20 protein-coding genes and 1 pseudogene are annotated in these 19,816 nt (G+C 64.9%); 9 read left to right on the forward strand and 12 right to left on the reverse strand.

What is annotated here, in order from left to right; all coding sequences use genetic code 11:
• Positions 1-63: 63 nt before the first annotated feature.
• The 3 genes and pseudogenes from lipA to R2N03_RS15855 form a co-directional block, all read right to left on the reverse strand.
• Positions 64-1,065 (reverse strand): lipoyl synthase, encoded by a 1,002-nt coding sequence (lipA, locus tag R2N03_RS15845; protein WP_004633801.1) that lies wholly within the window; start codon positions 1,063-1,065, stop codon positions 64-66.
• Between the two features lie 42 nt (positions 1,066-1,107).
• A complete protein-coding gene (lipB, locus tag R2N03_RS15850; protein ID WP_232041791.1) occupies positions 1,108-1,797 on the reverse strand; it encodes a lipoyl(octanoyl) transferase LipB in 690 nt (229 codons plus the stop codon).
• Positions 1,798-1,959: 162 nt separating this feature from the next.
• Positions 1,960-2,196, reverse strand: a pseudogene (locus R2N03_RS15855) (DUF2917 domain-containing protein); the annotation flags it as partial.
• Between the two features lies 1 nt (position 2,197).
• On the opposite strand from R2N03_RS15855, the gene R2N03_RS15860 reads away from it, so the two are divergent.
• Entirely contained in the window at positions 2,198-3,160 is a 963-nt protein-coding gene (locus R2N03_RS15860) for a transcriptional regulator GcvA (RefSeq protein WP_316658647.1), read from the forward strand.
• Between the two features lie 69 nt (positions 3,161-3,229).
• Here the strand turns inward: R2N03_RS15860 and R2N03_RS15865 are convergent, their stop codons facing one another.
• The 4 genes from R2N03_RS15865 to R2N03_RS15880 all read right to left on the reverse strand — a co-directional run bounded on the left by R2N03_RS15865 (position 3,230) and on the right by R2N03_RS15880 (position 5,836).
• Positions 3,230-3,529, reverse strand: coding sequence for an HP0495 family protein (locus R2N03_RS15865; RefSeq protein WP_316658648.1), 300 nt, complete (start codon positions 3,527-3,529; stop codon positions 3,230-3,232).
• A 20-nt stretch (positions 3,530-3,549) separates the two neighbouring features.
• Complete coding sequence (locus R2N03_RS15870) at positions 3,550-4,743, reverse strand: D-alanyl-D-alanine carboxypeptidase family protein (protein ID WP_316658649.1); 1,194 nt, start codon at positions 4,741-4,743, stop codon at positions 3,550-3,552.
• Positions 4,744-4,832: 89 nt separating this feature from the next.
• Entirely contained in the window at positions 4,833-5,480 is a 648-nt protein-coding gene (locus tag R2N03_RS15875) for an alpha/beta hydrolase (RefSeq protein ID WP_316658651.1), read from the reverse strand.
• Positions 5,481-5,506: 26 nt separating this feature from the next.
• Entirely contained in the window at positions 5,507-5,836 is a 330-nt protein-coding gene (locus R2N03_RS15880) for a (2Fe-2S) ferredoxin domain-containing protein (RefSeq protein ID WP_316658652.1), read from the reverse strand.
• 428 nt (positions 5,837-6,264) lie between these two features.
• Between R2N03_RS15880 and R2N03_RS15885 the strand changes: the two genes are divergently transcribed.
• The 3 genes from R2N03_RS15885 (at position 6,265) to R2N03_RS15895 (ending at position 10,995) form a co-directional block, all read left to right on the forward strand.
• A complete protein-coding gene (locus R2N03_RS15885; protein WP_316658654.1) occupies positions 6,265-7,551 on the forward strand; it encodes a dicarboxylate/amino acid:cation symporter in 1,287 nt (428 codons plus the stop codon).
• 121 nt (positions 7,552-7,672) lie between these two features.
• Entirely contained in the window at positions 7,673-9,655 is a 1,983-nt protein-coding gene (locus tag R2N03_RS15890; RefSeq protein ID WP_316658971.1) for a sensor histidine kinase, read from the forward strand.
• Positions 9,656-9,678: 23 nt separating this feature from the next.
• Positions 9,679-10,995, forward strand: coding sequence for a sigma-54-dependent transcriptional regulator (locus tag R2N03_RS15895; RefSeq protein WP_316658655.1), 1,317 nt, complete (start codon positions 9,679-9,681; stop codon positions 10,993-10,995).
• A 72-nt stretch (positions 10,996-11,067) separates the two neighbouring features.
• Here the strand turns inward: R2N03_RS15895 and R2N03_RS15900 are convergent, their stop codons facing one another.
• Positions 11,068-11,622 (reverse strand): TlpA disulfide reductase family protein, encoded by a 555-nt coding sequence (locus R2N03_RS15900; protein ID WP_316658657.1) that lies wholly within the window; start codon positions 11,620-11,622, stop codon positions 11,068-11,070.
• A 107-nt stretch (positions 11,623-11,729) separates the two neighbouring features.
• Entirely contained in the window at positions 11,730-12,239 is a 510-nt protein-coding gene (locus R2N03_RS15905) for an O-acetyl-ADP-ribose deacetylase (protein ID WP_316658658.1), read from the reverse strand.
• Between the two features lie 63 nt (positions 12,240-12,302).
• Between R2N03_RS15905 and R2N03_RS15910 the strand changes: the two genes are divergently transcribed.
• Positions 12,303-12,899 carry a hypothetical protein gene (locus tag R2N03_RS15910; protein ID WP_428984420.1) on the forward strand — a complete coding sequence of 199 codons (597 nt, stop codon included), beginning with the start codon at positions 12,303-12,305 and terminating at the stop codon, positions 12,897-12,899.
• A gap of 75 nt (positions 12,900-12,974) precedes the next feature.
• Complete coding sequence (locus R2N03_RS15915; RefSeq protein WP_316658660.1) at positions 12,975-13,613, forward strand: LysE family transporter; 639 nt, start codon at positions 12,975-12,977, stop codon at positions 13,611-13,613.
• Positions 13,614-13,770: 157 nt separating this feature from the next.
• On the opposite strand, the gene R2N03_RS15920 is transcribed toward R2N03_RS15915, so the two are convergent.
• From R2N03_RS15920 to R2N03_RS15930, 3 genes are all read right to left on the reverse strand, one after another.
• Positions 13,771-15,303 (reverse strand): YifB family Mg chelatase-like AAA ATPase, encoded by a 1,533-nt coding sequence (locus R2N03_RS15920; RefSeq protein WP_316658661.1) that lies wholly within the window; start codon positions 15,301-15,303, stop codon positions 13,771-13,773.
• Positions 15,304-15,520: 217 nt separating this feature from the next.
• Complete coding sequence (locus R2N03_RS15925; protein WP_316658662.1) at positions 15,521-16,033, reverse strand: DUF1269 domain-containing protein; 513 nt, start codon at positions 16,031-16,033, stop codon at positions 15,521-15,523.
• A gap of 149 nt (positions 16,034-16,182) precedes the next feature.
• Positions 16,183-16,440: an accessory factor UbiK family protein gene (locus tag R2N03_RS15930; RefSeq protein ID WP_316658663.1), complete on the reverse strand. Its 258-nt coding sequence runs from the start codon at positions 16,438-16,440 to the stop codon at positions 16,183-16,185.
• A gap of 532 nt (positions 16,441-16,972) precedes the next feature.
• Between R2N03_RS15930 and R2N03_RS15935 the strand changes: the two genes are divergently transcribed.
• The 3 genes from R2N03_RS15935 to R2N03_RS15945 are packed head-to-tail and all read left to right on the forward strand — an operon-like array spanning position 16,973 to position 19,739.
• Positions 16,973-17,782, forward strand: coding sequence for a TorF family putative porin (locus R2N03_RS15935; RefSeq protein ID WP_316658664.1), 810 nt, complete (start codon positions 16,973-16,975; stop codon positions 17,780-17,782).
• Between the two features lie 52 nt (positions 17,783-17,834).
• A complete protein-coding gene (locus R2N03_RS15940; RefSeq protein WP_004637070.1) occupies positions 17,835-18,173 on the forward strand; it encodes a P-II family nitrogen regulator in 339 nt (112 codons plus the stop codon).
• Positions 18,174-18,203: 30 nt separating this feature from the next.
• Positions 18,204-19,739: an ammonium transporter gene (locus R2N03_RS15945; protein ID WP_316658669.1), complete on the forward strand. Its 1,536-nt coding sequence runs from the start codon at positions 18,204-18,206 to the stop codon at positions 19,737-19,739.
• Positions 19,740-19,816 lie beyond the last annotated feature (77 nt).

Consider the following 19,816-nt stretch of genomic DNA (forward strand, 5'->3'; position numbering starts at 1 on the left):
AAAGCAAAAGGGCCTTGGGTTTTACCCCAAGGCCCTTTTTGTTTCTGCAGCGTTCCGGCTTGGTCAGACCACGCCGGCTTCGTGTGCCTGCTGATCTGCGTGGTATGAACTGCGCACCATTGCACCAACCGCAGCGTGCGTGAAGCCCATCTCGTACGCCTTCTCTTCGAACATCTTGAAGGTGTCCGGGTGCACGTAGCGAAGCACCGGCAGATGGTGGCCCGACGGCGCCAGATACTGGCCGATGGTCAGCATATCGATGTCGTGCTCGCGCATGTCGCGCATGACTTCGAGGATTTCCTCATCGGTCTCGCCCAGGCCGACCATCAGGCCGGACTTGGTCGGCACGTTCGGGTTGCGGGCCTTGAAGTCCTTCAGCAGCTTGAGCGAGTGCGCGTAGTCCGCACCCGGGCGCGCCTGCTTGTACAGGCGGGGCACCGTTTCGAGGTTGTGATTCATCACGTCGGGCGGGCATTCTTGGAGGATGTCCAGCGCCTTCTCCAGGCGGCCGCGGAAGTCCGGCACCAGCACTTCGATGCGCGTGGCCGGCGACAGGGCGCGGGTGCGCGAAATGCAATCGACGTAATGCTGGGCGCCGCCGTCACGCAGGTCGTCGCGGTCGACGCTGGTGATGACGACGTAGTTAAGCTTGAGCTCGGCGATCGTCTTGGCCAGGTTTTCCGGCTCGTTCACGTCGAGCGGGTCCGGGCGGCCGTGCCCGACGTCGCAGAATGGGCAGCGGCGCGTGCACTTGTCGCCCATGATCATGAACGTGGCCGTGCCCTTGCCGAAGCACTCGCCGATGTTCGGGCAGCTTGCCTCTTCGCACACCGTCACGAGGTTATTGGCGCGCAGGATGTCCTTGATTTCGTAGAAGCGCGAGTTGCCGGTGGCGGCGCGCACGCGAATCCAATCCGGCTTCTTGAGCTTCTCGGCCGGCACGATCTTGATGGGAATGCGTGCGGTCTTGTCGAGCGACTTCTGCTTGGCCGTCGCGTCGTACGGCTTGTTCGACGGGGTGGCAGGGGTGGCGACTTCAGTGGCGCCGGCGGCGGAATCGGTCATCGTGTTCTCCGCACGGGCTTGCGGCTCGTGCATTTCCGGGCGCTAAGCGGTAGCGGCCTCGGCGGGGTGCGCTTGCGCGCGTTGCTGCAATTGGGCGACCAGCGCATTGGCCAGGTCGCGGGAAACGGTTTGCCAGTCGTTCGCATCGACGGCGCGTCCGGACGCATCGCGGGCGCCGGCGGTCACCATATCGACGGTTTCCAGGCCGGCATAGCCGCACGGGTTGATCTGCGTGAAGGGCGACAGGTCCATCGCCAGGTTCAGGCTCACGCCGTGGTAGCTGCAGCCGTTGCGGATCTTCAGGCCCAGCGCGGCGATCTTGGCGCCAGCATGCGGCCCGCCCGACAGGTAGATACCGGGGGCGCCAGCCTTGCGTTCGGAGGCGACATTATACGTGGCGAGCGTCTCGATAACGGCCGCCTCAATGGCATCGACCAGCGCCTTCACGAACAGCCCGCGTCGGCGCAGATCCAGCAAAAGGTAAGCGACGACTTGGCCCGGACCGTGGTAAGTGATCTGGCCGCCACGATCGACTTTCACCAGCGGGATGTTGCCGGGAGCCAACAGATGCGCCGGATCGCCCGCCAAGCCGAGCGTGAACACCGGAGGGTGTTCGACCAGCCAGATCGTGTCGGGTGTATCGGGGCCGCGCTGTGCGGTGAAGGTCTGCATTTCGTCGAAGCAGGTGGCGTAGTCCTGCAGGCCGCGTTCGACGATGTCAATCGGAATCATGCCCGCGAGTGTAGCGCAGGGCAGGTTCGGGCGCCCTGCGCCTTTGTCCGCTTCGCCTGCAGGGTTGAGCCAAAAAAGATGCCGACGCGATGGGAGGCATCGGCGCCGGCATCGGCTTTTGCGGTATCTGCCGCAAAAGGAGACTCAAAACAGATTGCGGGCTCAGGCGGCCACGACGGGCGTCTCGGCGTGCTCGTTCCAGCCCAGCGCGGCCAGCGTGTGGCGCCACCCATTCGTGACGTGCCATGGCTGGCGCGGCATGTGGCCATCAGTCGCTTCGACTGCCAGTGCCACGGGGCCGAGGGCTTTCGGGTCTACCGAGACGACGATTTCTTCACCGCGCTTCACGGCAACGCTGCCGCCTGCGTGCAGCCATTCGTCGCCGGCTTTGTTCTCATCCATGACGGAGATCCGCGAACCGATGCGCTTGCCTTCACTTGGCGCGCTGCGGGTGTTCGAGGCCGCAGCCCGCTATGAGAGCTTCTCTCGCGCGGCGACGGAGCTGTTCGTCACGCACGGCGCAGTCAGCCACCAGATGCGCACGCTGGAAGACGAACTGGGCGTGCCGCTGTTCGAGCGACGCGGCAAGCGCGTGGTCCTCACGCACGCAGGCCGCGCCTATGCCGATCGCGTGCGAGACGCGCTCGACCAGATCGCCCAGGCCACGCATCAACTGCGCGCCGGCAATCGTGACAACCGTCTGGCCATCAGCACGATGCCGTCATTCGCGGCGCGGTGGCTGACGCCACACATCGGTACCTTCATCGAGCGGCATCCGGAACTGGAAGTGGAGCTGTTCTCCAGTCCGGCGCTGGTCGACTTCGCACGCGAGGAGGTGGACGTGGCGCTGCGCATGGGCTCGGGCAACTATCCTGGCCTGTACGTGGAGAAGCTGCTCGATGATGTGTTCTTCCCGATCTGTAGCCCGTCGTTCAACGGTGGCCGATTGCCGCGCACCGTTGAGGAGATGGCCGGCATGACCCTGCTGCGCAGCGAAGGCGAAGACTGGAAGCCGTGGTTTGATGCGGCGGGCTTTCCCGGATTTGTGGAGCAGCGCGGCGGATTGATGTTCCAGGATTCGTCCCTGCTGCTCCAGGCGGCTGCGGCGGGGCAGGGCATTGCGCTGATCCGCCCGACACTGGGGTTCAACGACCTGTTGACCGGTCGCGTGGTGCGCCTGTTTGAGACGACCATTCCGTGCCCCTGGAACTACTACTTCGTTTGCCCGCACAGCGCCCTGCAGACCCCGAAGATGCAGGCGTTTCGCACGTGGCTGCTGCCCGAGATCGCGGCATTCAAGCTCAAGCTGGAGGGGCTCATGAATGACAACACGGCCTGCCTTGGGCACGTGGCCAAGGGCTAGCGCTGCGGGGTCGACACCAAGCAAAACGCCCCGGCTCGACCGGGGCGTTCTTCCTTGCAGAGGTGTGCGTTACAGCACAATCTTGACCATCGGATGGCTGGTCAGCGCCTGGTACAGCGCGTCGAGTTGCTCGCGGCTGGTCGCGCGCACGATGACGGTCAGGCCGAGGTAATTGCCACCCGACGACGGGCGTCGTTCCAGGCGCCCTTCATGAAACGCCGGATCGTGCTGTCGGACCACCTCGATGATGGTTTCGACAAAGGCGTCATGAGATTTCCCCATCACCTTGATGGGGAAATCGCTCGGATATTCAATCAGAGATTGTTCGGGCGGGATGTGGCCCGGCGGGGTCATGTGCGAAGAAGTCATGTCGATCTAGTTGGAGACGATTACTTCTTTTTAAACCACAACTTGACTGCGTCGATCGTCCGGCCAACGAACCCAGCCTCGGGCACGGCCTCGAGTGCCACCGCCGGGAATTCCGACACCACGGTCGAGCCGTCCATCACCTTGACCGTGCCCAGCTGCTGACCCTGCGCGATCGGGGCGATCAGCGGGTCCTTGCGCTCGAGCACCGGCTTCAGGCGGCTGCCTGCGCCCTTGGGCACGGTAATCCATTTGTCCTCCAGCACGCCCAGCTTCACGCTCTTGGCCTGGCCCTTGTACACGTCGGGCGTCTGCAGCGCCTCCTTGGCCTGATACAGGCGCACCGTGTCAAAGAACTGGTAGCCGTAGTTCAGGACTTTCAGGCTTTCCTGCGTGCGGATCTGGTCGCTCTTGGTGCCGATGATGACGGACAACAATCGGCGGCTCGCGCCCGGGACATCCGGCAGCGGACGGTTGGCCGATGTGACGAGACAGTACCCGGCAGACTTGGTATGGCCGGTCTTGCCGCCGTCGACAGTCGGGTCCAGCCACAGCAGGCGGTTGCGGTTGGGCTGCTTGATGTTGTTATAGGTGAATTCCTTCTCAGAGTAGAACTTGTAGTCCTGCGGAAAATTCTTGATCAGCGCCGCCGTCAGGATCGAGAGATCACGTGCGGTGGAGTAGTGGTTCGGATCCGGCAGGCCGGCAGCGTTGGCGAAGTGCGTGTTCTTCATGCCCAGGCGCTCGGCTTCGCGGTTCATCAGCATGACGAAGTTGGACTCGGTGCCGCCCACGGCTTCTGCCAGCACGAGTGCCGCGTCGTTGCCCGATTGCACGATCAGGCCCTGCGTCAGATCCCGGACCGAAACGGGTTTGCCCGGTTGCAGGAACATGCGCGACTCGTCCGTCTTGACAGCACGCACGGTCTCGGTGGGCGTGATCATCTGGTCGTACTTGAGCTTGCCATCGCGCACGGCTTCGAAGACCAGGTAGGCGGTCATCAGCTTGGTCAGCGAGGCGGGCTCGATGCGCTCGTCCATGTTGCCGCCGCCCAGGATCTGGCCGCTGGTCACGTCGGTCAGCATCCACGAGCGTGCGGCAACCTGCGGTGCGGGGACGGACTGCGCCGCGGCAGGCAATGCCGTGACCAGCACGGCGGCAGCAACGGCGGTGGCAGCGGCGGAATGGAAGGCGGATAGCGTGAAACGGGTCTGCATGTCGGGTCCTGCGGTCTGCTTGGGGGAGGGGGATCGACGATGCCTTGCACCGGGGGAGGCGCGGCATCTGAAAACTCAAAAGGTGCTGGTTACGGCCGTGGCGCCCACGCGCCGGTGATGAGCTGCTTGATCAGATGCAGCTTGCGGTGAAAGAAGTGATCGGCGCCCGGAATGACGATGACGGGCAGTTCCTGCGGCCGCGCCCAGTTCAGGACGTCGATAAGCGGCACGGTGTCGTCTTGCTCACCGTGGATGACGATGGTGTCGGCCGGTACCGGCGCGACGTCCCAGCGCGAGGTGGCTGTGCCAACCAGGGCGAGTCGCTCGGCGGGCGTGCCGGCCTCGGCGAGGCGGCGCGCCACCTGCGAGACGACGAAACTGCCGAATGAGAAACCGCCCAGCGCCAGCGGCAATGTGGCAACGTCGGGCGACCACCCGGTTTGCGTGCGCATCCAGGTCAGCACGGCCAGCATGTCGTCCTGTTCGCCGATACCGCTGTCGTGCGTGCCTTCCGTCTTGCCCACGCCGCGAAAATTCGGACGCACCGTCGCATAGCCGAGACCGACAAAGGTGCGTGCCAAGGTCTGTGCGACCTTGTTGTCCTTCGTGCCGCCAAACAGCGGATGCGGATGGCCGATCAACGCGAGGCCGCGCGGGGCGCCGTCCGGCAGGTCGATCGAGAGGTCGATCTGCCCGGCCGGGCCGGGGATCAGGCGTTCTTCGGTATGCACGTTCATGAAAAAGCGGATGCTGTCAGGCGGGCTCAGGCTGCGGCGGGACGGTCGACCATCAGGCGCTCGACCGGTTTGCCGTCGATCAGGTGGCTCTGGATGATTTCGTCGATGTCTTCCTTGTCGACGAAGGTGTACCAGACGGCCTCGGGGTAGACCACCATCACCGGACCGAGTTCGCAGCGGTCCAGGCAGCCGGCCTTGTTGATGCGCACGCGGCCTTCACCGTTGATGCCGAGTTCCTTGCAGCGCTTCTTGGCATATTCCTGCATGGCCTTGGCGCCAAAGTCGGCGCAGCAGCGCGAGCCGTCCTCGCGTTCGTTCAGGCAGAAGAAAACGTGGTGCTTGTAGTGGCTGCTCATGGGCGGATCGCGCGGGCTGAGGAAGCGGTGCGCTGACGGCTGGCGAAAGATCTCTCCGCGCCGCGCACACACGGGTTTTGCGTAACGAGCCGGCATTATACGGCCCCGGGACAACCGATTTACGCAGCAGGAGCGTATGGTGCTGCGCCGCAACATGCTTTCCGGATGTCCGGACGGTGCGCTGCGCGAATTCCGGGATTGACGACGGCCAAGGCGGGTGCCATGGTAGTCACACCGAGCTGGCACAAGGGTTGGCGGGCCGCTGATGCGGGGGCGGGAGACTGGCATGGCCCTTGCAATTCAGAGCGACCTGCTGCGGGCAACGCCGCGAGCATCGGCGCATCGAGGCAGGAGAGAGACCACATCAGGGCGGGTCGGACCGGGCGAGCAATCGAGCGCACGGCCGGTCTGTGACACTCGAGGAAGACATGAAAAAACCGTTCTACAAAATCCTGTACGTACAGGTGCTGGCCGCGATCGTCATCGGCGTGCTGCTGGGCCATTTCTCGCCCAAGCTTGCCGTGCAGATGAAGCCGCTGGGCGATGGCTTCATCCAGCTCATCAAGATGGTGATCGGGCCGATCATCTTCTGTACGGTCGTCTCCGGCATCGCCGGCATGCGCGACATGAAGAAGGTGGGCCGCGTGGGCGGCAAGGCGCTGCTCTACTTTGAAGTTGTCTCGACCTTCGCGCTGGTGATTGGCCTGGCGGCCGGCCACATCTTCAACCCGGGCGCGGGCTTCAACGTCGACGTCAACACGATCGACGCCAAGGCCGTGGCGCAGTACGCCGCCAAGGCTCACTCGGCCAGCACGGTCGACTTCCTGCTCAACATCATCCCGAGCACGGTGGTGGATGCGTTTGCCAAGGGCGACATCCTGCAGATCCTGCTGATCGCGCTGCTGTTTGGCGGTGCGCTCTCCGCCATGGGTGATCGCGCGCAGATGGTGACGGACTTCATTGACCAGATCGCGCACGTGTTCTTCCGCATCGTGCACATCATCACGCGCGTGGCCCCGATCGGCGCGTTCGGCGCAATGGCATTCACCATCGGCAAGTACGGCGTGGTGTCGCTGGTGCCGCTGCTCAAGCTGATCGGCACGTTCTACCTGACGGCGATCATCTTCGTGGTGGGGGTGCTGGGCATCATTGCGCGCTTGACCGGCTTCAGCATCTTCCGCTTCGTGGCCTACATCAAGGAAGAACTGCTGATCGTGCTGGGCACCAGCTCGTCGGAATCGGCGCTGCCGCACCTGATGGAGAAGATGGAGAAGCTCGGCTGTTCGAAGTCGGTGGTGGGCCTCGTTGTCCCGACCGGTTATTCGTTCAACCTGGACGGCACCAACATCTACATGACGATGGCGGTGATCTTCATCTCCCAGGCGCTGAACATCGAACTGACCTGGACGCAGCAGCTGACCATCCTGGCCGTCGCCATGCTCACGTCGAAGGGCGCTTCGGGCATTACCGGTGCGGGCTTCATCACGCTGGCCGCAACGCTGGCCGTGGTGCCGACGATTCCAGTGACGGGCATGGTGCTCATCCTGGGTATCGACCGCTTCATGAGCGAATGCCGCGCGCTGACCAACATCACCGGCAACGGTGTGGCCTGCGTGGTGATCTCGGCGTGGGAACGCGAACTCGATCGCAGCAAGCTGGCCCGCGTGATGTCGGGTAGCCGAAGCGAGAGCGTGCCGGCAACCCCGGCGGTCTGATCGAGCGGTGATGGCCGGCGCCTGCGGGCCCGGCTGCTCGAAAGCGTATGATTGCGGGGCCTGTCCTTCCAGACGGCCCCGCTTCTATTTGGGGATTCCCTTCGTGAAGCATCTGGGCGACATGCCCGCTGCGGGCGTGGCATCAGAAGGCAAGGCAGCCTCCTTCGCCGCCGATCTTCAGCCGATGTCCGATCCCGATTTCTCGTTTTCCAGCGCCTTCGGCTCGCGACGCGTGTTCTGGTGGCTGGTAGCGGCCGGGCTCGTAGCGCTGATGGCGGTGGTGTGCGCGACGACCTTCGTGCTGACGTGGAATCGCGGGCTGGCACAGGCGCAGCAGGCCGCGGGCGGGCGGGTCGACCGCTATGCCGCCAACCTCAAGAGCACGCTCGACCGCTACGAATACCTGCCGGCGCTCGTTGCCCTGCATCCGTTCATCCACGATCTGCTGGCCAACCCCACGCCTGCCAACGTCGACCGCGCCAACCGCTACCTGCGCGAGGTGAATGACCGCGCGCATGCCACCGCCACCTACGTGATCGCCCCGAGCGGGCGGGCGTTGGCTGCGTCCAACTACAACCAGCCTGACAGCTTTGTCGGTGCCGTGTACCTGTTCCGGCCGTACTTCCAACAGGCTGCCGCCGGACACGTCGGGCGCTTCTACGGTATCGGCATCACGCGCGAAGAGCCTGGCTATTACATCTCGCAGCCGGTCATGCAGAATGGGCGCGTGATCGGAGTGGCGGTCGTCAAGCTCAACCTTGAATGGTTCGGCCGCGCGAGCCAGGACGCGTCTGAACCCGTCATGGTGGCCGACGAGAATGGCGTAATCTTCCTATCGTCCGTCCCGGCGTGGCAGTACCGGACCGTAGAGCCGCTCACGCCAAGGCTGCAGGCCCAGCTCGAGGCCACACGTCAGTACTATCGCAAGCAGATCACGCCCCTGCCGCTGCAGCCGGAGGCGCCCGCCTTTCTGAGATTGACGGGTCGTCTGCCCGAGGGCGCGGAGCTGATACGCATCGGCGCGCGTGCAAATGCCACGCGCTATCTGCAGGTCTCGCGCGATCTGGCGGAGCCCGACTGGACGCTGATGTATCTCACCCCTGTCGATCCGGTAATGGGCGCCGCGCGCAGTGCCACTGTGGCGGCCGCGTTTGCCTTCGCGTTTGCCTGCCTGCTGCTGTTCTACTGGCGCCAACGCCGCCTGCGCATGATGGAAATGGTGCGCAGCCGCCGCCTGCTGGAGGCGGCCTACGACCAGCTGGAGCGCCGGGTGGAGGACCGCACGGCCGACCTGATGGCGACCAACGAGCAGCTTCAGCACGAAATCGTCGACCGCACGCGCGCTGAGGCCGAACTGCGCGCCACGCAGGACGAACTCGTACAGGCCAGCAAGCTGGCTGCGCTGGGCCAGATGGCTGCCGGTATCACACACGAGCTCAATCAGCCACTGGCCGCGCTGCGGACGTTTTCCGATAACACGCGCATCCTGCTGGATCGCGGCCAGCTCGGCGCGGCCACCGACAATCTGCAGGCCATTGCCGACCTGACCGAGCGGATGGGCAAGATCACCGCGCAGCTCAAGCTGTTCGCGGGCCGCTCCCGCCGCAAGCTGGTCGACGTGCAGGTGCGCGTGGCGCTCGATCACACGCTGGCACTGCTTCGGCCACGCCTGGGCGACGTGCGGCTGGAGTTGCGCTGGCGCATTCCCGAGGCAGACGCCATCGTTCGTGCGGACGAACTGAAGCTGGAGCAGGTGCTGATCAACCTGATCGGCAACGCACTGGACGCGATCCATTCCCATGACGGCGGACGCCCTGGCCGTATCGACATCAATATCGGTCCAGCCGAAGGCGCGCCGTCGCAATTGAGCATTGCCGTGCGCGACAACGGCCCGGGCATTCCGCCTGACGCCATGCCGCACCTGTTCGAGCCGTTCTTCACCACCAAGGAGATCGGCCAGGGCCTGGGGCTGGGGCTGGCGATTTCCACGAGCATCGCGCGTGATTTTGGCGGCTCGCTCTCGGCCGCCAACCTGCGGGACGGCGGGGCGCAGTTCACACTGACACTGGTACGCGCCGAGGTCACCTCGGCGGCGTGCTCCTGATTCTCCTAACGCATAGACGATCCATGTCCGAAGGCTTGAACGTTCTCTTTATCGAAGACGACCCGCCCGTGCGCCAAGCCACTGCACAGAGCCTCGAGCTGGCTGGCTTCAACGTGCTGGCGTTCGGCTCCGCGGAAGAGGCCATCGGCAAGATCGACGCCAATTTCCCCGGCGTGGTGGTGAGCGATCTGCGTTTGCCGGGCGCGAGCGGCCTCGATGTCCTTGCGCATTGCCAGTCGTTCGGCACTGGCATCCCCGTGGTGCTCGTCACCGGCCACGGCGACATCACCATGGCCGTACAGGCGATGCGCGATGGCGCCTTCGACTTTATCGAGAAGCCGTTTCCCGCCGAGCGCCTGACCGAAACGGTGCGCCGTGCTGTCGAGCGCCGTGCGTTGGAACTGGAGAACCGCGCGCTGCGCCGTGAGCTCGCCGGGCCCGCGGCCGGCACGCGCATCATCGGCCGCTCGCCGGCGATGGCGGCAGTCCGCGCGCTGATCGAAAATGTGGCCGCCACCGATGCGCCCGTGCTCATCAACGGCGAGACGGGCACCGGCAAGGAACTCGTCGCGCGAAGCTTGCACATGCTGTCCCCCCGGCATGACAAGCCCTTTATCGCGCTCAACTGTGGCGCGGTGCCGGAGCAGATTTTCGAGTCCGAGATGTTTGGCCACGAGGCCGGCGCGTTCACAGGGGCGGGCAAGCGGCGCATCGGCAAGCTGGAGCATGCATCGGGCGGAACGCTGTTCCTTGACGAGATCGAAAGCATGCCGATCGCGCTGCAAGTCAAGCTGCTGCGCGTGCTGCAGGAGGGCGTGCTGGAGCGCCTGGGTTCGAATGTCTCCGTGCGCATCGATGTGCGCATCGTTGCAGCAGCCAAGGGCGACATGGAGGCGCTGATCGATGCGGGGGGCTTCCGGCGCGATCTGTATTACCGCCTGAACGTTGTCATCATCGACCTGCCGCCCCTGCGCGAGCGCCGCGAAGACATCATTCCGCTGTTCGAGCACTTCCTGCTGGAAGCTGCCGTGCGCTACCAGCGTCCGCTGCCCATGCTGGCCGAGCGCCAGCGTCATGAGTTGATGCAATCGAGTTGGCCAGGCAATGTGCGCGAGTTGCGCAATGCAGCCGATCGCCTCGTGCTCGGGGTCGGCCGGATGCCTGTCATGCCCGATGTGTCTGAAGATGGCATGCCGCTCAAGGAGCGCGTCGAACGCTACGAACGCACGGTGATTGCCGAAACGCTCGCGCGCACGGGGGGCTCCGTGCACCAGGCGGCGGACATCCTGCAAGTCGGCCGGGCAACGCTGTACGACAAGATCAAGCGCTACGGGCTCTGATGCCTCGCACGCGCAAGACGCAAAAACGCCCGGACGTGCCGGGCGTTTTGTCTGGGTTGGCTGACAGACCGTTCAGGCCTGCTTGCCCAGCGTCTGCTGCAGCAGCGTATCGAACGACGCCCATTCGGGCTCGCCGACGTAGCGCTTGAGAATGCGCCCGTCGCGGTCGACCAGGAAGGTGGTGGGCGTAAGTTGAACGTCACCGAATGCCTTGGCGGCGGACCCATCGGCGTCCATCGCCACCTTGAAGGGCAACTGACGCGTCTGGCTGAAGTTCATCACATACATCGGCGCGTCGTAGCTCATTGCCACGGCCACGTACTCCAGACCCGCCCCCTTGTACTTGTTGTAGGTCTGGACCATGTTGGGCATTTCCTTGACGCACGTGGCGCAGCTCGTCGCCCAGAAATTGACCAGGTAGACCTTGCCTTTCAGATCCTGCGTGGAAAGCTTATGGCCATCGAGCAGCGTAAAGGTGGCGGTCGGCACATGCTGCGTCGGCGAAAACGCGCGCCAGCCAAACCAGCCCGCCGCGGCCAGCGCCAGCAGGATGACGGGCAACAGCCAACGGCGGCTGCCGGACGCGGCGGGCGCGGCAGCGGAAGAGGGCGTCAGGGTCGAGGCCATATCGGCAACGGTTCCGGAAACAAAAAATAGAGTTGTATTGTAGGCCCGCCAAGGCGAGTTCGCCGACCGACTGCGACATTCTGTCGACTGCGACGCTGAAATCACTTTCAAGCGGCGAGCGCCGCCTGGTACAGGGCCAGATCGGCGGTAGAGAAACAGCAGAACAGGATCTCGTCGAACCCGGCGCCGTGTTCGCGCACGGTGCGCAGCGCAATCGGCGTGGCCAGCTGTGGCGGAAAGCCATAAACGCCCGTGCTGAAGCACGGAAAGGCCACCGACCGAACGTCGTGCTGCCGAGCAAGCCGCAGGCTATTGCGGTAGCAGGCGGCCAGCAGCACCGCTTCCTCCTGCCCGCCGCCACGCCAGATCGGCCCCACGGTATGGATGACGTAGCGCGCCGGCAGGCGAAAGCCGGGCGTGAGTTTGGCTTCACCGGTGCGGCAGCCATGGAGTGCGCGGCAGGCTTCGAGCAGTTCAGGCCCGGCGGCACGGTGAATGGCGCCGTCCACCCCGTCGCCGCCAAGCAGCGAACTGTTGGCTGCGTTGACGATGGCATCGCAGTCGAGCGTGGTGATGTCGGCGCGCAGTGCGCGAAGGGAGGCGGTCGGGGGCGGCATGGAGCGCTCCTTCAATGAGGCGGCGGCTTCTGTCCGATAATAGCCGCTCGGCGAATGGGCAGAATGGCGCAACAAGACACGGGAGGCGGCGTGCAAGTCAGGAGAACGGCGGGTTGGTGGAGGGGCTTGGGCGCTGTGATGTGTGCGCTGCTGCTGGCCTGCTCGCCGAAGTACGACTGGCGCACGGTGCAGTCGAACGACGGTGCCTACATCGTCGACTACCCGGCCAAGCCCACGGCCGAGGCCAGGCCCGTCAACATCCATGGCCAGCGGCTGCCGATGACGCTGCAGGCAGCGAATATCGACGGCACGCTGTTCGCCGTCGGGGTGGTCGAACTGCCCGCCGATGACCCCGCTTGGCGGCAGCAGGCCGTGGATGCGCTGCGGATGGGGCTGTCGGCCAATCTGAAAGGCAGCGTGGCCGTGCGCGACATCGCCGTGAAGACCGCCGCGCAGCCGCCGTTGTCCCTGCCAGCGGTTGAGCTGATCGTGCAGGGGGCGGGCGGTGACGATCCCGCCCAGCGCCGTCTCACCGCACGCGTGGTGGCGACCGGCAGGCGCGCCTATGAGGCCATCGTGCTCGAATCGGGCGATGCCGCGCGCGATGGGCGCCAGCAGGAGCAGGTTGACCAGTTCCTCACCAGCTTTCACCCGTACTAGCGGCAAGCGCGCCTGCGGCTGTCGGTGCACAATCGACGCCTTCCGGTTTTCGTCAACACATCACGGGGAACCATCATGACGTTGCAGGTCTGGTTGGCCTTCTTTCTGGCCGCCTGGGTGATCGCCATTTCGCCGGGGTCGGGCGCAATCCTTTGCATGAGCCACGGGCTCACCCATGGGGTGCGCCGCACTTCGGTCACGATCGCCGGGCTGGAGCTTGGCATCGTCGTGATCCTGTTCATCGCGGGCGCGGGGCTGGGCGCGCTGCTGGTGGCCTCGGAGCATGCCTTTACGGCGATCAAGATCGTTGGGGCGCTCTACCTGATCTACCTTGGCATCGTCCAATGGCGTACGCCGATCCGGATCGGCAAGCCGGCGGAAGGTGCACCTGCAGCGGTCTCTGGCGGCGGAGCCCGCCGCCGCTTTCTCATCGGCCTGCTGACCAATCTGACCAACCCAAAGGGCATCCTGTTCATGGTGGCAGTGCTGCCGCAGTTCATTGATCCGGCCAAGCCGCTGTTGATGCAACTTGGCATCCTGGCCCTGACGATGGTATTCGTCGACCTGATCGTCATGCACGGTTATGCCCTGCTCGCCTCGCGCGCGCAGCGCATGTTCCGTAACCCGCGCGCGCTGCGCTGGCAGAGCCGGTTCTTTGGCGGCATGTTGATGAGCATTGGCGCCGCGCTGTTCTTTGTGAAGCGCCACGCATAAGGTCGTGGCGTCGACCGGCGGGTCAATCTGCGCCGGTCACTGCGCATCGCATGACTGATTCGGTCTTGGCAGCGCGCGGGCAACGCTCTTCTGCGGGCGATGCTGCCGGCAGGTTGGATCGTGGTGCGGCCCGGTTTTCCGCGGTGCCTCGCCGTCCTTAATCCGCCTTGACCCCACGCCGGTACTGAATGGCTTCGCCGACGTGTGCCGCGTCGACCGGGTCATCGCCTGCCAGGTCGGCGATCGTGCGAGCGAGCTTGAGCACACGCGCATAGGCGCGGGCTGACCACGAGAAGCGTGTCATGGCATGGCGCAGCAAGCCGTCGGCGGCATCGGTGCGGGCGCAATACCGGTCGATCTCGTGGCCGGTCAGCAGCGCATTGCGTTTGCCTTGCCGCGCGAGTTGTCGGTCATGGGCCGCGGCCACCCGCTCTGCGACGTTGCGGCTCGGTTCGCCGGGTGGCCCGTCGAGCAATTCTTCTTGCGAGGGCGTCGGCACCTCGATCTGGACGTCGATGCGGTCGAGCAGCGGCCCGGAGATGCGAGCCTGATAGCGCTCCACCTGGTCGGGCGTGCAGCGGCAAGCGCGCAGCGGGTGTCCGCGATAGCCGCATGGGCACGGATTCATCGCTGCGATCAGCTGGAAGCTGGCAGGGAAGTCGGTCTGGTGGGCCGCGCGCGAAATCGTGATATGCCCTGTCTCCAGGGGTTCGCGCAGGACTTCGAGCACGCGGCGTTCAAATTCGGGCAGCTCGTCGAGGAAGAGAACGCCCTGATGTGCCAGCGAGATCTCGCCTGGCCGGGGCGTGTTGCCACCCCCGACCATCGCCACGGCCGAGGCCGTGTGGTGCGGCGCGCGGAAGGGTCGCACCTTCCAGCGTCGCGCGTCGAAGCCACGCGTGGTCAGGCTTGTGACGGCGGCAGCGGAGAGCGCTTCGTCGTCGCTCATGTCGGGCAGCAGGCCAGGAAAGCGTTGTGCGAGCATCGACTTGCCGGTGCCCGGCGGGCCGATCATCAGCATCGAGTGGCCGCCAGCAGCCGCCACCTCGAGGGCGCGGCGGGCTTGCGGCTGGCCCCGCACATCGGCCAGGTCCGGATAGCGGATATCGGTGGCGACCGCGGCGGGCAGCGCGGGTGCGAGCTTGCGGTCCGGTGCGCTGAGGTGGTCGCACACTTGGATGAGGCTGCGCGCGGGTAGCACCTTGGTGCCGCTGACGAGCGCAGCTTCAGCGGCGTTCTCGGCGGGCAGCACGAATGCCCGGCCAAGGGGCGCTTCGCCATCAGCCGGGGCGGGGTGGCGCGACAGCGCATACGCCATCGCCAGGGCGCCGCGAATCGGGCGTAAATCCCCGGACAGCGACAACTCGCCGGCAAACTCGTGTGCGTCCAGATGCGTGTGGGGAATCTGGCGGCTCGCCGCCAGGATGCCCAGCGCAATGGCCAGGTCGAAGCGGCCCGATTCCTTGGGGAGGTCGGCCGGCGCAAGGTTGACGGTGATGCGCCGCGCCGGAAACTCAAACCGGCTGTTCTGGATGGCCGCGCGGACGCGGTCCTTGCTTTCTTTGACTTCGGTGTCCGGCAGGCCAACGATGGTGAATGACGGCAGCCCGTTCGCCAGGTGCACCTCTACCGACACGGCGGGTGCATCGATACCCGACAGCGCACGAGAACGCAGGACCGCGAGGCTCATCGCGCGGCCCTCTGGCCAAGACCGCGAGCGAGTCGGAGGGGGGGATATCGATGCATGGCGTGCCGGTCCTCAACGGTAGGAGAGCCCCCACTGTGCCAGCCGCGCGGCATCGTCACGCGCTTGCGCATCCAAATTTAACGATCGGGGCGAGGAAAAAGAAGACCGGAGCGCTGGGCTCCGGTTTCGCTGTCAGGGGTGTGATGGATCGCGTCGTCAATCAGGGGAACGCGGGCATCGCTGAATCCTCGCCGCTGAAGCGGCCTTCCGGATGCGTGTTCTGCAGCAGCGCGCGTATTTCCGACATGCGCGAGCGCGGCACGTCCACCATCAGCAGGATCTGCCCTTCCTCGACTGCCCGCTTGAAGGGTTTGAGGCGGCTGTTTGGCACCGAACTGCCGATCATGCTGGAGGCCCACGCACCGAACAGCGCGCCCACCAGGGTTGTGATGCCCACCATGCCCCATTGCGGGCCGTCGCCGATGATCGGGAACAGTGCGGCGACCACACCCGCCAGCACCCCCGCCCCGCCGCCGATCACCAACCCGTTCTGTGTCGCGTGAACGATGTCGGAGGTCTGCAGCAGGTTGGCCTCATGCAGGCCGGTGAGGTCGGCGCCCTGTCGGGCGACGAAGTGGATGTGGCGCTCGGTGACGCGCGCCAGCAGCAGGTCGTTCATCACGCGCCGGGCGCTGGCCACGTCTGGCAATAGAAAGTAGAGGCGATGCTGCATGATCTCGCTCCTCAAGCGTGTGTCTTGAGGACGTTCTAGATCAGTTCGCCACCCGCAACAAGGCGGTTCTCCTGTGCGCCGCAGCAGGGGTGCGGCTGCGGGCACAGCGGCAGGGCAGATGCGTGCCCGGTGCAACACCGGGCAACTGATTATTGCTCGTCCGGAGCAGCGGACTTCAGCTGCGCTTCCAGCGTTGCCACGCGCGTCTCCAGCTCTTCCAGGCGCGCGCGGGTGCGGGCAAGGACCTGCGACTGCACGTCGAATTCTTCGCGGGTGACGAGATCCAGCTTCGAAAATCCCTGAGTCATCATGGCGCGGACGTTCTTCTCGATGTCCGCAGCCGGCGAATTGCGCAGCGCCTCCGTGACGCGGTTCTGGAAGTCGGAAAAGAGATCGGTGGGTTTCATGATGGGCTCCGTGGGTCGTGCTGTTTGCGCCAAGCCGGTGCATGCACTGACTCTGTGCGCGGAATGTGCTGTGCCGTGGTGCGGGGCAGTGCGCGGGACGCGCGTTTTCCGTGCCGCAGACGTGGATGGTACCGGCAGAGCGCTCAAAACGGCACAAATCGTGGCAATTCGCGCTGCGATGCGGCAAAACGCCTGTTTTCCAAACGGGGACAGAATGCACGCTGAACCCTCTGTCCGTCGGCCATCGCGTGCCGCACGGAACTGAAATCACTCTATCACATGGTTTCTATCGGGGCAGGGTCGGCACGTGCCGGGCATCTGTGGATCGGCCTGCAGCAACCCGTGGCGGGCCGCATGGGCCACGCTGGTCGATCCGTCCCCAATTTCATTCCCCTGTCATGGCGAGGGCGTGTCGACGCGCCGGTCCATGGGTGCCGCCAACGCGGGCGTTTTGACATGGCATGACAGTTGCAGAACACGAGCGACTTTTTTTCCACGCTCTGTTGCGACTTTCTAAAGGGGGAGAGCCGTTATGAAGAAGTTTGCTTATGCAGCCAGTGTTCTGTTGCTGACCGGTGTCGCTGCCGGGGTTTGTCAATCCGCCGCAGCCCAGACCGCACCGGCGGCGGATGCGCCCGCCGCAGCTCCGGCCCCGGCGCCTGCTCTGACCGCCAACGTTACGTTGGCAAGCCAGTACCGTTACCGCGGGATCATGCAGACGAACAACAAGCCAGCCATCCAGGGCGGCTTTGATTACGCCATTCCTGGCGGCGTCCTGCCCGAAGGCTTCTATATCGGTAACTGGAACTCGTCCATCAGCTGGCTCAGCGATTCCAACTCGAACGTCTCCGCGCCGATCGAGATGGATTTTTACGGCGGCTACAAGACCGAGATCGTCAAGGACGTACCCATCGACGTGGGCGTGCTGCAGTACTACTACCCGGGCAGCTATCCCGACGGCTTCACGCGCCCGCACACCACGGAAGGGTATGCCCAGATCGGCTATGGCCCGGTCACGTTCAAGTACTCGCACGCGTTCTCGAACCTGTTCGGCACGCCCGATTCGCATCACAGCCAGTACTTCGACCTGTCGGGCAACTTCGATACGGGCTTCTGGGGCCTGACGCTGAATCTTCATGTCGGCTACCAGCAGGTGCCGCATCAGGCCGTGCGCGCCTCGTACGCCGACTGGAAGGTTGGGTTGACGAAGGACTTCGGCAGCGGCTGGACGGCATCGCTGGCCTACATCGACACCAACGCTTCGCGCGCGTTCTATACCAACACGCGTGGCAACTACATGGGTAAGGCTACGGCCTTGCTGGCGATCACCAAGACTTTCTAAAAACGATGCGTGGCGGCGCCTCCGGGCGCTGCCGTCCGAGGAGGAATCCAGCATGAAACTCATCATGGCCATCATCAAGCCATTCAAGCTCGACGAGGTCCGGGAGGCCTTGTCCGAAGTGGGTGTGTCGGGTATCACCGTCACCGAGGTCAAGGGCTTCGGCCGCCAGAAGGGGCACACGGAGCTCTACCGCGGCGCAGAGTACATCGTCGACTTCCTGCCTAAAGTGAAGATCGAAGTGGCCGTGCCGGACGACGTGGTCGAACGCGCGGTCGAAGCCATCGAGAAATCTGCGCGCACCGGCAAGATCGGCGACGGGAAGATCTTCGTGGCCGATGTCGAGCAGGTCATCCGCATCCGCACCGGCGAGACCGGCGGCGACGCCCTGTAAGCCCCAATCTGCCAAGGAAGAGGTCAAAACATGAAAACCTGGTTCACACGATTCCTGACGGCGGGGGCCGTCGTTGCGGCGCTCGCGGGCGCCGTGATGTCGGCGCCGGCCATCGCGCAGGACAAGCCCGCTGCCGAAGCCTCCGCATCGGCCGCCGCCCCAGCGGCTGCGGCGTCCGAGGCGGCAGCCGCCCCGGCAGCCGCTGCCGCTGCCGCAGCACCTGCCGCCGCCCCGGCGCCAGCCGCTGCCACGCCTGTGCCCAACAAGGGCGACACGGCGTGGCTGCTCATCTCCACAGCCTTCGTCATCCTGATGACGTTGCCGGGCCTGGCGTTGTTCTATGGCGGCCTGGTACGCAAGAAGAACATGCTCTCGGTGCTGATGCAGTGCATGGGCATCTTCTCGCTGATCATCATCCTGTGGGCCGTCTACGGCTACAGCTTCGCCTTTACCGAAGGCAACGCCTTCATCGGCGGACTGGACCGGCTGTTCCTGAAGGGCATGACGCCGGATTCGGTGGCCGCCACCTTCAGCAAGGGCGTGGTGGTGCCGGAATACGCGTACTTCGCCTTCCAGGGCGCGTTTGCGGCGATTACCTGCGCGCTGATCATCGGCGCCTTCGCCGAGCGCGCAAAGTTCTCTGCCGTGCTGCTGTTCGTGGTGCTGTGGTTCACCTTCAGCTACCTGCCGATCGCGCACATGGTCTGGTTCTGGCCGGGTCCGGACGGCTTCACGGATGCCAAGGCGGCCGAGTTGATGACGGCCAAGTCGGGCTGGCTGTTCCAGAAGGGCGCGCTGGACTTTGCCGGCGGTACCGTGGTGCACATCAACGCCGCCGTCGCGGGCCTGGTGGGTGCCTTCCTGTTCGGCAAGCGTATCGGCTTTGGCCGTGAGGCGCTCAAGCCGCACAGCCTGACGCTGACCATGGTCGGTGCCTCGCTGCTGTGGTTCGGCTGGTTCGGCTTCAACGCGGGTTCGGCCCTGGAAGCCAACGGCAGCGCCGCGCTGGCCTTCGTCAACACGCTGCTGGCGACCGCCGCTGCCGTGCTGTCGTGGAGCTTCGGCGAGTGGATCGGCAAGAGCAAGCCGTCGATGCTGGGTGCCGCGTCGGGTGCCGTGGCCGGCCTCGTGGCCATCACGCCGGCAGCCGGCTTCGTCGGCCCCATGGGCTCGATCGCCCTGGGCATCATCGCCGGCTTGCTGTGCCTGTGGGGTGTGACGGGCCTCAAGCGCATGCTCGGCATGGACGATACGCTGGACGTGTTTGGCGTGCACGGCGTGGGCGGTATCCTCGGCGCGCTGCTGACGGGCGTGTTTGCCGCACCGAGCCTCGGCGGCACCGGCATCTACGACTACGTCGCCAACAAGGTGGCCGATGATTATTCGATCGCCGGACAACTGTGGATCCAGTTCCAGGGCGTACTGACCACGGTCATCTGGTCGAGTGTCGTAGCCTTCATTTCGTACAAGATCGTCGATGCGATCGTCGGGCTGCGCGTGCCGGAGGAAGAGGAGCGCGAGGGCTTGGACATCACGTCCCACGGCGAAACCGCCTACGAAGACTGATCGTTCCCCTGAGTCAGCAAAAGACCCGGCCGCATGCCGGGTCTTTTCATTGGCGCACCCTTGAGCCTTCAAGTCTT

The organism is Ralstonia condita, from assembly GCF_958405655.1.
Classification (GTDB): domain Bacteria; phylum Pseudomonadota; class Gammaproteobacteria; order Burkholderiales; family Burkholderiaceae; genus Ralstonia; species Ralstonia condita.

Excerpts from the sequence above, each read along its gene's own strand:
- R2N03_RS15935 (WP_316658664.1), top strand. The coding sequence starts at position 16,973 with ATGAAGAAGTTTGCTTATGCAGCCAGTGTTCTGTTGCTGACCGGTGTC.
- R2N03_RS15900 (WP_316658657.1), bottom strand. The coding sequence starts at position 11,622 with ATGGCCTCGACCCTGACGCCCTCTTCCGCTGCCGCGCCCGCCGCGTCC.
- lipA (WP_004633801.1), bottom strand. The coding sequence starts at position 1,065 with ATGACCGATTCCGCCGCCGGCGCCACTGAAGTCGCCACCCCTGCCACC.
- R2N03_RS15865 (WP_316658648.1), bottom strand. The coding sequence starts at position 3,529 with ATGACTTCTTCGCACATGACCCCGCCGGGCCACATCCCGCCCGAACAA.
- R2N03_RS15860 (WP_316658647.1), top strand. The coding sequence starts at position 2,198 with ATGACGGAGATCCGCGAACCGATGCGCTTGCCTTCACTTGGCGCGCTG.
- R2N03_RS15920 (WP_316658661.1), bottom strand. The coding sequence starts at position 15,303 with ATGAGCCTCGCGGTCCTGCGTTCTCGTGCGCTGTCGGGTATCGATGCA.
- lipB (WP_232041791.1), bottom strand. The coding sequence starts at position 1,797 with ATGATTCCGATTGACATCGTCGAACGCGGCCTGCAGGACTACGCCACC.
- R2N03_RS15880 (WP_316658652.1), bottom strand. The coding sequence starts at position 5,836 with ATGAGCAGCCACTACAAGCACCACGTTTTCTTCTGCCTGAACGAACGC.
- R2N03_RS15895 (WP_316658655.1), top strand. The coding sequence starts at position 9,679 with ATGTCCGAAGGCTTGAACGTTCTCTTTATCGAAGACGACCCGCCCGTG.
- R2N03_RS15925 (WP_316658662.1), bottom strand. The coding sequence starts at position 16,033 with ATGCAGCATCGCCTCTACTTTCTATTGCCAGACGTGGCCAGCGCCCGG.
- R2N03_RS15940 (WP_004637070.1), top strand. The coding sequence starts at position 17,835 with ATGAAACTCATCATGGCCATCATCAAGCCATTCAAGCTCGACGAGGTC.
- R2N03_RS15890 (WP_316658971.1), top strand. The coding sequence starts at position 7,673 with ATGCCCGCTGCGGGCGTGGCATCAGAAGGCAAGGCAGCCTCCTTCGCC.
- R2N03_RS15905 (WP_316658658.1), bottom strand. The coding sequence starts at position 12,239 with ATGCCGCCCCCGACCGCCTCCCTTCGCGCACTGCGCGCCGACATCACC.
- R2N03_RS15875 (WP_316658651.1), bottom strand. The coding sequence starts at position 5,480 with ATGAACGTGCATACCGAAGAACGCCTGATCCCCGGCCCGGCCGGGCAG.
- R2N03_RS15930 (WP_316658663.1), bottom strand. The coding sequence starts at position 16,440 with ATGAAACCCACCGATCTCTTTTCCGACTTCCAGAACCGCGTCACGGAG.
- R2N03_RS15945 (WP_316658669.1), top strand. The coding sequence starts at position 18,204 with ATGAAAACCTGGTTCACACGATTCCTGACGGCGGGGGCCGTCGTTGCG.
- R2N03_RS15870 (WP_316658649.1), bottom strand. The coding sequence starts at position 4,743 with ATGCAGACCCGTTTCACGCTATCCGCCTTCCATTCCGCCGCTGCCACC.
- R2N03_RS15915 (WP_316658660.1), top strand. The coding sequence starts at position 12,975 with ATGACGTTGCAGGTCTGGTTGGCCTTCTTTCTGGCCGCCTGGGTGATC.
- R2N03_RS15910 (WP_428984420.1), top strand. The coding sequence starts at position 12,303 with ATGGCGCAACAAGACACGGGAGGCGGCGTGCAAGTCAGGAGAACGGCG.
- R2N03_RS15885 (WP_316658654.1), top strand. The coding sequence starts at position 6,265 with ATGAAAAAACCGTTCTACAAAATCCTGTACGTACAGGTGCTGGCCGCG.